The following is a 14,440-nucleotide window of genomic DNA, read 5'->3' as shown; positions in this document are numbered from 1 at the left end:
TTGTTTTCAAGTTATGTAAAAAGGTTGTTGTTAATCAATTATTTTAGAAATAACATCAGTAGAAAAACCTAACTGAAGTAAATTATTTGCAACTTTCATTTCCTCTATTTTGTAAATCTTTTCTTTGTAAATTTGCTTTCTTTGCAAGAAAAATTCTGCCCATATATTTAGCTCATCTCGTGATTCTTGATTGTCAATTTTTCTATATTCCCTCGCCCAACTTAATAAATCATTTTCTGCTTCACCATCTTCATAATTATCTTCTTCCTTTATCAGATCTTCAGCATTCACTGATAATTCTCTTGCTATCTCCCACAACCTTTCACTTAAAAGAGTAACACTACCTTGCTCATAATGATGTATCTGTGAGGGACCTACATCTAGCTTTTTTGCTAATTCTTCTTGTGTATAGCCTCTGATTATTCTCCACTTCTTGATCTCTTGTCCTCCATTTTGACTTGTACAGCCGATACTATCTTTATCAGCATATTCTTCAGTTGATAAGCCCGTTGCTCGATAGATAATGTCATTATCAAACTCTGCCTTAACTAGATTCTTTGCAATTCTTATTCTTGCTGCTTTGATATTACTTTCCTTTTCAGCTTGAATAGATTGGGTCAAAGCATAAACCACCTTGCGTAGTTCTCGCTCTCCTATTTGTATGTATCTTTGCATTAGATTATACATTGCTTGTTCCTTAGCTTTATCAAAACAGCTATTTTCTCTTAGCACCTTTCGTTTGGGAAATAGATTTCTAATAGGAACTGATAATGCATCTGCTAATATTTTTAACTTCCCAATTGGAATGCCACATGCTCCTTGCTCATATCTTAGCAGCGTATGATAGTTTATGTTTACTTTGCCTGCTAAATCTTTCAGAGTATATTTTCTCTTTAACCTCCAGCTTCTTACTTTGTGTTCTATCTGATACCTTATCGAGATGTTTGTCATAAATATTATACGGGTTAACATTACGTTTAATTGTTGAATATTTCTTCAGAATTGCGTATAATTATTAATGCTTTTTATCTTACTTTCTCATGGCTCTTTCTAAGTTTCTCGATCCAAAAAATGATGTTGCGTTTCGGCGTATCTTTGGTACTGAAAAGAATAAAGATATCCTCATTCACTTTCTAAATGATATTTTGAGCTTTACTGGCAAAAATGCAATACAGGATATAGAGTTTTTAAGTACTATTCAAGATCCTGATATTGCATCTAAAAAGCAAAGTATTGTTGATGTGCTATGTAGAGATTCTACAGGAGTGCAATGGATAATTGAGATGCAGGTCGCTAAAACCAAAGGCTTTGAAAAACGTGCCCAATACTACGCAGCTAAAGCTTACTCAAGACAAGCGGATAAAGGTGATCAATACCATGACCTTAAGGAAATTATCTTTATTGCTATAGCAGATTGTATACTATTTCCGGATAAGGCTGAGTATAAATCAAAACACACCATTCGGGATGAAGATACTAATGAACATGATCTAAAAGATTTTTATTTTGTATTTATTGAGCTGCCTAAATTTCCAAAAACCAAAGAAGATCAGCTTTCAAGTATAGTTGAAAAATGGGTCTACTTTTTTAGATATGCAGATGAAACTAGTGAAGAAGAGTTAGAAAGAATAATAGGAAGTGATCTAATAATTAAAAGAGCATATGAAGAACTCAATAGGTTCAACTGGTCAGAAAAAGAATTTATTGCCTATGAACAAGAGATCAAGCGTATTCGTGATGAACAGGCTGTCCTTGCTCAAAAACTTGATGATGCTAAACATGAAGGTAGACAAGAAGGTAGACAAGAAGGTATCCTAATCGGCGAGGAAAGAGGTAGAGAAGAGGGTGAAATGAAAGCTAAAGTAGCAGTGGCAAAAAAATCACTTAAAGCTGGTATGTCTATAGATGTTATAGCTGAAACAACCGGACTTTCTATAGATGAAATAAAAAAACTTCAAAAGTAATATTTTTAGTTGCCATCTTATTAATTATACTTCTTCCAGAATATAAAGCACTTGAATATTCTACAAATGGATACATACCCTTAGAAAGCAAAGTAATGCTAAACCACTGCTCAACCTATAGCTCTTCTCCTCCTAACAGGTTCTATATCAATCTTGCTGAGTGAAGACAAAGGTGTATTATTGTTTATAGTCGATCTTTTCTCTACATTTAAAGAATTCTCTTTCACCATATCATTAAGCATTCTTTTAATATTTCTTTCTACATCGCTAAAAAACTTTTCACTTGGATTACTACAAATATTCTTAGCAGATTCATGCAATATTCTTGGCACTTTAGAGTACTGACCGCTAATCATACTACCTTCTATAGACCTAAACAACTTATTAAACCAATCGAAGTCCAACTTTGATATTTCACATCCAGAGCTTTTAGCTAATACCTTTTCGAAGCTGTCTGTAATACTTAAGGCATAATCTCTTGCTTCTGGTGGAGATATAGACTGCTCTGCTGTAGAATTATATTTTTGACCTGTAACCCTTCTAATCAGTAAGTCAAGTAATAGTATTGTACTATTTATATCCGTTTGTACATTAACTTGTGATATTGAACTCTCAGGTTTATATCCATTAAAAGAGCTTTTATAATTACTAGGCTTATCATCTATATGACATTGAGTTGAATACCCTGATGCAGAAGTTCTAGCTGAAATAAATTGAGTAATACCTTGTAAAGTACCTATTACAGCATTAGTGAAAGTACTTGCTATAGTATTTATAAATGAAGTTGGTCTATTAGCTGCACTTTTTACATTACTTTCTATATTTCTTCTATTCCTTATGAAGGATTTCACACTTGTCTCAGTCGAATTACTTGCCTCAGTTGCCTCAGTAGAATTGTTGAAACTATTGATAATATTAGCAGTATTGTTTCTATACTCTTCTTTTAAATCATCAAAACTTCTTACATTATTTAACTCATCCTTTATTGTTACTTCTTTATTTGCAAATCTAATAGTTAGTGTTTCCATTTCTTTGTTTTTATAAAATTCACTGAGTATCAAACTTGCATTGTTATTAAAGGTCATTATTAGATCGTTTTCTAATTTACTGAAAGTATAATCTTCAATTTTCTGTGATATAATGATCTTATTATTTTTATCTACATCTTCCGCTGCTATTCTAATTATTTCCTCGTTATTATCGAATACTAAAGGTAGTGGTCTTAACTTAAATTCCTCTATTTTCATTGGTACGTGATTCATAATTACATGTAGTCTTTCATACCAATTTGTTAATAGACCATTCTTTAATCTTACTTGTACTACAGTACCTTCTACTATGGTACCTTTTGATACTTCGTGATCTTTTTCATAAAAGAGCCATATTATTAAATCTTTGTCACTTGTAATAATTCTTGCTTTAAGCTTTACATTTAAATCACTTTCTACTTGTTTTCTTACTTGACGTAAATCTAGAGTGTCTATTTTATTTTCTTGATCAAGATCATAAAGTACTATTTCTGGTATAGGTAGTTTATCAGATGTAACCACAAATATGTTCTCACCACCGTTACCAACTAAATGGCTTTTGTGATAAGGATCACTGTAAAGAACATCATGATTTCCGTGTCCTATCAAAGCAGTTTCATTATTTAGCTGAGACTGAATAAAGATATGACCTCCTAACTTACTTGCAATATCTGAATAGTGAGCTACCACTTCTTCAAGTGCTTTGCTAACCTTATGAAAGACATATATACTATTTTCATTATATATTTCTAGTATACTTTTATCACTAAGTAGATATTTAGTAGGATTTTTTGTATTCCTAATAGTTACATCAAACAATGAAATAGAAAACTTTGTATGGTTTGTACTTTGTACATCTATGCGATCAATATCTGAAAGTGTATAATTCAAAGAAATTGTATTATTGCTTTCAGAATGTAATGGCAAACTAATTACTGATCTCCCCCGCCGTGTGCTGGATGCTATAAAATAATGAAAGTTACCTTTACCTTCATTAAGAACTATGTTACTTTCTTTTACAACTATATCTAGCCGGTAAAAGCAGCCATTATCTTTTATAATCATAATATCTTGTCCACCCTGTCCATTTACATAACTCATATCACATGTACAATGTATATAGTCTGCTTTACCCTTTCTTCCAAGAATGTTATTGATATTTCGTATTGCAATTGAAATATTACCAGACTGAATATTGTTCACATTTAACCAAATAATATTTTCTTGTAATGCAAATTGACTAAGGTCTAACGTATTTTCTCCATCCATTCCATTAATGCTCCCTGTATTATAATTTCCCATAAAAATAAATACATCATCTTTATCACCACCTGTAATTGCTTTATTCCCGTTCTTACTTATAAAGATATTTCGACTTTCTCTAAATCCTATAGCAATATCATTCCCGTCTCCCAGTTGAATAAGAGTACAATTTTCTTTTCTATTATGTTTATATTCGACACCAATAGCATTATGACAAAGATAAGAAGGCTTCTTATCCATGTATTCGTAACCTTTTTTTAGCTCAAACAGAGTGAACGTATTAATCACCATAGACATTACATTAGGAGTGGATGTTAGATACGAACCACACTCGCTTTGATTATATTTCTGGATTGATGCGATCTTACTAGTATAATTTTGATCATGCCGAGATATGTACTTAATAAATCTTGTTTCTTTGTTGGGATAAAAATTTCTAATAAACATATCATCTTCTACAGGAAGTAAACTCTTTGCTGGTGAACATAATATTCCATTTGAGTTTAAAACGCTGTTATTTAAGCTACAAAAGTTATTATATTTATCTTGATCAGACAGTATTATTGTATTGTCTAAATCTTCTTGAAATACTGTTTTACATATTTCCTCTCTTATTTTATAATCTCCATAAGATACAGCAGGTATCCTTGGCAATTTAATATAGTGTACTTCACACCCTATTATCGCCTTTTTTCCTGTTGGGAAAACATATCTTTGAATATCACTATGCCGTTCTAAATACTCAAGGGCTTGCGTAACAAGTTGATTATATAACTGTGTTTCTTCAATTAATTCTTCTATATAACTTTCTGGTCTCATACCTATAAATGCACGTATTCCTTCAGTAAACCTTTCCTGTTCTGTTAGATGTATCAATCTATCGATATTTTCTACCCTTTTTACAGCTTGATAAATATCAATACCAACAAATATAATAGCACCAATTGTAGCACCTATAGGACCTGTAACTGATGAAACTCCCTCTAATACTCCAAACCCTTCAGCAACTTCTATACCAAGTTCCGCAGCATCAACTCCTAAATAAACGCTATCTCCTACAACACCAACAAGAGCATCTTTGTTACCTTTTTTATACTCTTGTACCTCATTATATAAATCATAGGCAATAAAAACTGATGTACTACGAGCAAGGAAAGAAGATGATAGTTTGAAGGACTGAGCAAGAGATGACTCTACAAGTGGAGCTAGTTTAAATCCTTTAGCATATGCGGCCTTAGAAGCTACGTGTAAAACTTCAAGAGCAGCATTTTCTCCAGCTTTAACACCAAATGGTAGAGCAATAAAACCTAGATTGATAGCTAGACCTTGATAATTGCCATTAACAACATCAGCTAAAACATTTTTAGCCATCATGCCTTTCATAGTTATGCCAGAAATCATTCCAACTTTACTCAAATGATTTATGAACTTTTGATTGCTGATAAGCTTATTAACTAAACCTTGAGATTTCCCTGTAACTTTAATTTGACCTGCTAGCTGTACTAGCTGACTCTGCTTTCTTTCTGGCAAATCTTTAATGTAATCAATAAACTTTTGACTATCTATTCTAATTTTACTTAAATCTCTTTTTTCATCTGTTTCTTCATTAAATTCATCTACGTCTTCCCAAGAAAATTCACACTCCCCAATCTTCGCTTCTCTTTTGTTCCTTCCTAAACTTGTACTTCGTAAACATTCTTCAACTCTACCTCTTTGATATATTTCATGAGCCCTGTACATTAACTCTCTTGCTCTCTGAGTATTATATAAATCTCTATTCGCAGTAGCTAAATTTTCTAAGACTATAGCTACTTCAAGGTTATTTTTTTCGAAATGATTTTCTAAAATAGACAAAGCCCTTTCTGCTAACTCTCTTGCTCTTTGATAATCACCTAGAGTTCGATAAGCGACACCAAGGGTGTCTAGTGTTTTAGCTACTTTAGGAGTATTTTTTCCATAATGACTCTCTAAAATAGGCAATGCTCTTTCTAGCAAATCTTTTGCTTCCTCATAATCACCTAAAATTAAATAAACCTTGGCTAATTCTTCTCGAATTATTCCTAATCTCAAATCATCTCCTCTATAATGACTCTCGAAAATAGGCAATGCTCTTTCTAGCAAATCTTGTGCTTCCTCATAATCACCCAAATCTCCATTATTGAGACCCAGGATTAGTAGAATTTTAGCTATTTCGAAATTATCTTCTCTATAATGTTCCTCTAAAAGAATTAATGTCCTTTCTAACAATTCTCTGTGTCTTTCAGAGTTAAACAAGCTATAATAGCCGTAACTCATCCACATCAACAAATTCTTAAGGTAACCATTCTCTATTTTTGCTTTATTTTCCGGGTTCCTTTCCAACCAATTATCTATATGTGATAAAAATTCCTCTAAGTGCGGTAATAATTGTCGCTTTTTTAAATGGTCTTCTAATCTATTACTAAGATAAGGAAAACTTGCTCTGAATAGCTCGAGAGTCTTTTTCATAACTTCTTCGCTTTTACCCTCTTCTTCTAACACTATTCTTGTAAATTCTTGAACTAATTTATGAGTACTCAACACACTTTGATTTTGTTCACCATTCACTATAGAATACTTTATGAGCAAACGAACAGCTGACCTTAATTTCTCCTCACTACCCCCTGTTAAACTTAAAAACACTTCTCTACTAATCTTCTCAGATGAAAGATAAGAGATAATGTTAAGAATCCTTAAAGCTAACTCTCCGTGTACTTTGTCGCCTGCTATTTTATCTATTGTAATCTTCCAGGTTGTAAAAGTTGTTTTAGCGTAATCGTTATCAATTCCCTCGAATACCTTGGAATCAAGCAAATCTTTCGTCTTCTTTTTATATTCATTCAGATAATCATCTATATCAAATTCCCTAGTAATTCTTTGATCTTCAATATATGCTACTGCTTGTTGTATAGCTAAAGGAAAGTATTGTAACTTTTCTACTAAAGCTTTTATCTTTTCATTTTGAGATTCATCTTCTTCTATATTAAAGCCCTTTTTTACAAATTCTATCGCTTCTCCTGGCTTTAATTCGTTTAGATCAATAACTTCTATCCCCCTTTCCCACTCTCGATTACGAGAAGTAATTAAAATACAAGGTCCATTACCACCCGGTAATGAATGAATTGGTAAAAACTTATTCAAATCATTACTTTTCTCGGCATCATCGAAAATAAATAAGCTTTCGCTATTACTGAAAAATTTATAAACCTCTTTCACGATAGATTTCATGTCCTTTTCTTTTCCATCTGCATCTTTTGTATTAATTTTTAGCTCATCCTTAGCTAATCGATTAAATGATTCAACAATAGACATTTCGCTCTCAGCATTAATCCATATAATATTATAATAATCTTTACTATATTCTTGAATATATTCTCTAGCTAGCTGTGTTTTCCCTATTCCCCCTAAACCGCTAATTGAGGTTATTTGTGATATTAACGTTGCCTTTTTTGAACCACGGTGTATCTTTCGATGTAGGTCAGCTAATTCCTCTTTTCTCCCAGTAAACAAACTTACTGGCTTTTTTACATCAAACCATATTGGCTCTCTTACTTGTTTATTTTCCTCTGTTGCTATAATGAAACTATGTATTCCATCAAGCTTTTTATATTCTTTCTCGAAACTTTCTCTACTTTTTCTTCCTTCTTCTGCAATAGAGCGCACTATATAACTTGATAGCTCATTAAAGTTTTTATCTATATAATCCTCTAATTCATTTGAGTTTTCCTCAATTTGCCGTCTCATTTCTTCTTTGAAATTGCTTAGCAACCTCTCTTCGAATAACTTAGGATCTTGCTTATTAAGCTCGTCCAATAATTCACCTTGCCATTTTCCTGCATCTGACTTTAAAACATACCTATACTCTTCTCTAGGAGGCTTCTCTTCACTATACTCCATCACGAACATTTTAATCTTCTGTTCTTTTTCCCATTGAAAAAGAAGACGATAACCATATTTGCCAGTATCACTCTTTCCATCCTTTCTCTTATAGTATTTATCAGCACTACCATCGCTCTTTATCGTTACTAATCCTGCTCTATCAAATAATTCTGCAGTATTCCATGAATTTTTACTTTCTAAAGTATGCCCTGATTCAGTATGAGGAATACCAGTGGAGATGTGTTTATATTTTTTTGACTTTCCAAAGACAACACCCTCAGTGATTGATTGAGCAGAAAACTCTTTTTCGGTATTTTTTCTATAGTAATCAATCACTCTACTCACAGCATCTTCTGCTAATTTTGTCATTGCCCTCTGCCAACTCCCGCCTGCTGTTACTTGCATAAATTGGCTCTCAAAACTGCGAAAAATTTCAATACCAGATTTTACTAACTCTTCTCGAACTTTGACCGGATCCTTTTTAAAGATATACAATTGATCTATCAGCTTTTTTAGCTCTAATCTATTATGATAACTACCAATGCTAGACATTCCTCCTTGAAGAGCATTAATCAAAGCAAGAAAAGGTGCCTTTGCTCCTAATAACACTCTTAATTCTCCTATTCCATTTCTTTCTATATCCATTACTTTACTAGCAAAATTCACCGATTTACCTGACTTCCCTTCTTTATTTTCTAGTCTTTTATAATATCCTGATAAAGAGCATTCATAAATAAATACAAAATCTTCAACAAACTTTCTGAGCTTTTTATGCACCTCCTCCTGTACAGAAGGTCTTTCTACTTGATGAGAAGATTTTGTTAAATGTTCTTCTGAAGTCTTAGTAATCTTTTCCTTATTTTGCTTCTTAGTGATGTCAAGTGAAGTCTTACCATCATTATTTTCAATATTAACTTCTGCCCCTTCACTTGGTTGCTCAGCAGTATCAAGTGAAGTCTTACCATCATTGTTTTCAATATTAACTTCTGCCTCTTCACTTAGGAGTAATCGTTCTATTTCTTTATTAACTTCAGAAAGAGAAACATGTAACAAGATATTACGACGATATTTCTTCAAACTTCCCTCTAAACTCCGTACTGCATTCTCATCGATTAAACCTATCTCTAAACCGAAATTATAATGATTCCTTTGATCTTGAGGGCCGGTATGACACAAATCAATCTGAACATTACCATCACCATATCTCACAACTACACGACTATGGACAGTAATAAGAGCTCCCAGCATTTCACTCATTGCTCTTATTTCATGTTCACCTCCCCAAGTTTCAGGATTTCTCATGCTATTTAAATAACTTGTAAATTGTTCATTATTGCCAATGAAATCTTGGAATAATGTTCTATTGTTCTCAATGTGATTAACCACTCTGTTACGAAAGTGATCTCTTATCAGCCCTGAGAGGACATTGTCGCCTAGATCGTTATTACGTATCAGACTTCTAACATGGTCTAGATGCTGTAGTGACTCAGCCCCAAACAGCTTCTGATATCTTTCTGCAAACAAGTTGTCATTATCTTTAACAGGGATCAAGTAGGCCAAAGCGGTAGACCAAAACAGACAACTACCATCACCTGGTACGTCAACCCATCTTATATTTTTTTGATCATCATTAAGATTTTGCCTCTCCTGTGGCTGATTTTTTTGCATACTCCCTCCAAAAATTTAACATAAACCCACGATAGCCTGATTTAATATTACTCTCTAAGAGAGAGTAAACTATTTTTTAGTAATCTCCTCCTAATCCTGATTTTCTCTGTACTTTAGCTAACTTAACATTATTAAGACTACTAGATAATTCTTCATCAATAGAACTACTATACGATAAGAACTTGTTTAATGAATCGTCATTTCTTTTTCCCAATATAGAACATATTTCCCTTGCCTTCTCAGAGGACATAAATTCTTTAACTTGTTTGGGATCAGCTTTGTCAAATATTGCCCATACTACCTTCATATAGCCCTTGTTCACAAAAGGCATCAACAATGTTCCCTGGATGCCGAAATCACTCATATCTTTCCTGATTACAAAAGCACGATGGCCATCAAACCCTTCCCTTTTCCACATATACATAAAAAGATCAATACCTTGTTTTGCATAGTTTCCTGAGTATTTATCTACCTCTATACAGAGCAACCAGGTGCGATATTTGTCTTCCGATATATCACCTGGGCTCATACAATCAAATAACTTGCATATTGATCAAAACAACGGGCTTCTAGCAATGCACTTAAGCTACCATAGTAACTATTTTCAGCTAAATCTCTTCTAAGAAGCTCTTTATATCTACTAGGACTTACCTGACTAAAACAGAACTCAAATATTTCAGGACAGCTATAATTATAATTACTACCTGCCGTACGAATTGTAGTATTCATAAAAATTGAATCCTTTCTTTCATTGCTTAACTCTTCTTCTGACAATGATCTTATTTTATTCCAGAAGAACTCTACAGCCTGTGCTTGCTTTAAACTTACTGCGCAGTCAAGAGCATATTCATATGGGTGTCTTCCTTTTATCTTATGTTCTAGCTTGTGAATATATCCGCTGATAAAATGCGACCAAAAGGTTGTTAACATATCAGAACCTACACAAGCAACTAAGTGATCATATTCTAATAAACTACTATCATCATAAGTTGACAACCTTCTCTTTCTATCCTCAAATAAAGACACTATGTCTTCTTCCAAGCAATATCGACAGGCTATTTTGTAGCTCATATCATCAAATGGACTTCCTGATGCAATTAACTCTTTACCTACGGTTTGCCTGTTGAGTTTTACTCCGTGTATATTACTGACTCTATTCCAACAATCTTCTCTGGACAATACTCTAGCGAGAAAATCATGTCCTTGTTTACCACCTACTTCAAGTAAACTCCAGTTTGCATAGGACCAACGCTCGATTTGAAAAAGCTTTGAGGCTCTAAAAGGATCATCTTGTTGTACATGGGAGAAAAGAACCTTTGGGATATCCCTATATGACATCATAATTTCCACATCACAAAAGACTAGGAACTTTATTATAACTAAGATATAATGACGGTGCAAACTTTTTTTAGTATTTTGTGTTTTTGAACTCAATTTCAGAAAATACGGCTTTAGGTTCAATATTATCGCTGAATCTTACTTTTACTTATCTTTTTCCTTAATTCGTCTCTATTACATTAAACCGATATAATAGAACTATCAAATGAGCTCATCATTTTGTAGAATATTTAAGTTTGTATCCGCAATGGGTGGATACGTAATAGATTGTTGGTCTAGGTCTTGATTCAATGATATCTTATTAGTTTGAGCTTTTTGATCATTCATCTCACCTATTAAGTATTCATTCTGATTATATGGATTAACTTTATTTATTGTCTCAATTAGATTGATTGGATTTGAAAATAACTCGTTGTCTATACTTTCTGCTTTTAAAATGGTATTGTTTGTTTTATCTAAAATAACCAACTTATAACTATTTTCTGATCTCATTATTTTGATATCTACTATATCCTTTGATATTGGAACACACTTGCCATGTTCGTTATCGCTAATACAAAACTTATCTTTTAAAAGGTAATATTTTTCCTGCGGTAAAGAACATAGAACATGTTTTTGTTTATGTAGTTTAGTCTCTAGAGATTCGATATCACGTTTTTCTTCTCCTTCCGCACGTTTGTGAAGTGATTTAAGATCATAATGATCTATCATTATATTTGCCTTTTGTTTTCCTTCATGATTATATTCTTCATCATTAACGACTTTAAAAATAGTATCTGCCAATTTTATATATTCATTCGAACGTATATTATCTTGTTGTAGAAGATATAAATTTTTACTTTCATCTATGTTAATATTTTTTTCTTCTGTAACATTAGGTATAGAATTCATTTCTTCAGAAGTAGAAAACCAACCTGATACTGTAGAAAAAATAGACCCAAATAAGTTTTGTATTCCCTTAAAAATAGAACTTAAAAAACTCTGTGCGATTTCATGATTATGTTCAACTATCTCTGCTACTATAGGTTCATCTGGCTGATCTTTGTTTGATAGTATAGCTTGTTCTTGTTTATCTATAACTTGAACGGGTTTTTCCTGACTTACTGCCTGATCTTGAGTCTCACTTGATTGGTTAGTTTCTACGTACTTATGTTGTATAATGTTCAGCTCACTCTTGACCCATTCTTTAAATTCCTGGTCATATCCTTTTAATTTAGTTAAAAAATCTTCAACTAAATTTTTAGCTCGCAAAGTTGCATAATCTATATCTTTACCATAATAAACAGGATGGGTAGAAAGGCTCTTTAGTAGATCATCAATTAGTCCCGGATATTTATTCTCAAGAAACTTCACCACCTGCTCTGCTTCTGAATAGTAGTGATTTCCTGGATAATTATTATTTAGTATCTCATTTGGCTTAAGATCTTTGTTTTTTATTGTAATCAAAGCTTCTTTATCTCTGTAATCATTGATATGTTTACCATTTTCTAAACCAGCAACATAGTTAGCAATAGCTTCGTGCATTGCTTGTGGTAATCCCTCCATTAGACTAAGATTTGCAAGGTTCATTGCATGACCTATCTCATGCTTTAGCGTATCTTGATCTACATTTCCCTGACTATCCAGATAAACATGAACTTCAGCAGCATTTACCTTCATATCAATCTTCTTTGCGTAACCGAGTACACCGTCACGAACATCCCTACCATTTTTTTTAGAGTACTCCTTGAAATCATTATGATTATTGAATACATATACGTTAATTTTTATATCCCGCTCAGAGCTATTAAAAGCATCTTTAAAGTTACCTACAGCATCTTTAACACTTTTTTCTATTATATTCAGCTGATCACCAGCCAGGTCATACTTAATTTTTATATTACTTTTGTTAAAAGATATATCTTTGCTACATGAAAGATTTGAAGCTATGTTATCAATATAATCTATTATTTCTGTTTTTCCTTCATATTTAGCAGTATAAAGAGGAGTATGACCACAATTATTATAAACTTCTAGTTTAGCACCCTTACTTATTAAGAGCTTTATGATATCTAAGTTACCATTAATAACAGCTTTGTGTAAAGGTGAATGCCCGTCTCTCATCTGAATATTTATATCTGCACCTTCTTCTATTAAGTATTTGATTATATCTATATCTCCTATTGAAACTGCATTTATTAATGGAGTACGACCCGCAATGTTTTTACAGTTAAGTACGGCTCCTTGTTTCAGCAAATATTGTACTGTTTCCACATTACTACAAGAAACAGCATGATGTAATGGTGTATCTCCAATGTTATCCTTGAAGTTTACATCTGCACCTCTCTCTACTAGATATCTTGTAAAATCTATATTATCAGTAACAGCTAAAAGTACCTTGCTCTTGGTGAGATCATTAGCACTATTGTCTATCAGATCCTTTGCTATCTCCAAGTACCCAAGTCTGATAGCTTGTGTTAGGTTTTGTGGAGATACATTAATATCCGTGCCTCCATCAATCAAGTATTTCATTGATGTAATATTTCCATTTGACATTGCGAATGATAAAGGCGTAAGGCCTCCTAGATCCGGAATATTAACATCTGCTCCCTCCTCTATTAAAAGTTTGATCATTTCCGAATAATCATTTATAGCAGCAAAATGCAAGGCTGTATGACCATGAGTGTTTGTGACATTTAAATCTGCTCCTACATTAATTAAGTATTTAGCTGCCGTAATATCTCCCTGACGGGAACACGTTTCAAACAGTGGTGTATCACCTTGTACATTTTTAATATTAACATCTGCACCTCCTTTTATTAGAACTTTCAGTATTTCCAAGTCATTCTTTTTAGCAGCACAGTGCAATGGAGTGTTACCATGATCATCTGTAGCATTTAAATTTACTTTATTATCTACAAGGTGTTTTACCATTTCTATATTGCCTTCCCAAATTGCATCATAGAGTTGTGTATGATCATTATGATCTTTTGAGACTATACTTGTACCATACTCAATAAGTTTTATTACTCTATTCACATTAGTGTTTTTATTTGCAGTTAAGTTGTTATTCATTTTTGTGCCTTTCTATTAACATACTTGACAAGTTGCATAAACCTATTTTTTATTTACCCATTGTAGGTTACAGACTATGAAAAATATATTAAAAGCTAAGATTTTTATGTACGGCAATGGTAGGAATTTAGTATAGATTGCATTATAGCTAACTTAGTAACTTACATCGCTAACAACCTAAATAATCTAACTATAGTATTTTCTAAAATGAATGATAAATTTCCATTA

At 32.7% G+C, this 14,440-nt stretch carries 6 protein-coding genes; 1 reads left to right on the top strand and 5 read right to left on the bottom strand.

Going from position 1 to position 14,440, the window contains the following annotated elements:
* Positions 1-30: 30 nt before the first annotated feature.
* Complete coding sequence (locus O1Q06_RS04600) at positions 31-951, bottom strand: helix-turn-helix domain-containing protein (RefSeq protein ID WP_410542228.1); 921 nt, start codon at positions 949-951, stop codon at positions 31-33.
* 89 nt (positions 952-1,040) lie between these two features.
* On the opposite strand from O1Q06_RS04600, the gene O1Q06_RS04595 reads away from it, so the two are divergent.
* Positions 1,041-1,964 carry an Rpn family recombination-promoting nuclease/putative transposase gene (locus O1Q06_RS04595; protein ID WP_410542227.1) on the top strand — a complete coding sequence of 308 codons (924 nt, stop codon included), beginning with the start codon at positions 1,041-1,043 and terminating at the stop codon, positions 1,962-1,964.
* A gap of 110 nt (positions 1,965-2,074) precedes the next feature.
* On the opposite strand, the gene O1Q06_RS04590 is transcribed toward O1Q06_RS04595, so the two are convergent.
* From O1Q06_RS04590 to O1Q06_RS04575, 4 genes are all read right to left on the bottom strand, one after another.
* Complete coding sequence (locus O1Q06_RS04590) at positions 2,075-9,820, bottom strand: tetratricopeptide repeat protein (RefSeq protein WP_410542226.1); 7,746 nt, start codon at positions 9,818-9,820, stop codon at positions 2,075-2,077.
* 76 nt (positions 9,821-9,896) lie between these two features.
* Positions 9,897-10,349: a hypothetical protein gene (locus tag O1Q06_RS04585; RefSeq protein WP_410542225.1), complete on the bottom strand. Its 453-nt coding sequence runs from the start codon at positions 10,347-10,349 to the stop codon at positions 9,897-9,899.
* Positions 10,346-11,161: a hypothetical protein gene (locus tag O1Q06_RS04580; RefSeq protein ID WP_410542224.1), complete on the bottom strand. Its 816-nt coding sequence runs from the start codon at positions 11,159-11,161 to the stop codon at positions 10,346-10,348. Before O1Q06_RS04580 ends, O1Q06_RS04585 begins: the two co-directional genes overlap by 4 nt.
* Before the next feature lie 198 nt (positions 11,162-11,359).
* Positions 11,360-14,212 (bottom strand): ankyrin repeat domain-containing protein, encoded by a 2,853-nt coding sequence (locus tag O1Q06_RS04575; RefSeq protein ID WP_410542223.1) that lies wholly within the window; start codon positions 14,210-14,212, stop codon positions 11,360-11,362.
* Positions 14,213-14,440: the final 228 nt, after the last annotated feature.

Source organism: Wolbachia endosymbiont of Tetranychus urticae (genome assembly GCF_046529255.1).
In the GTDB taxonomy this organism is placed as follows: domain Bacteria; phylum Pseudomonadota; class Alphaproteobacteria; order Rickettsiales; family Anaplasmataceae; genus Wolbachia.
Note: the sequence above shows the minus strand (reverse complement) of the source record. Positions and strands in the feature narration are given on the sequence as shown.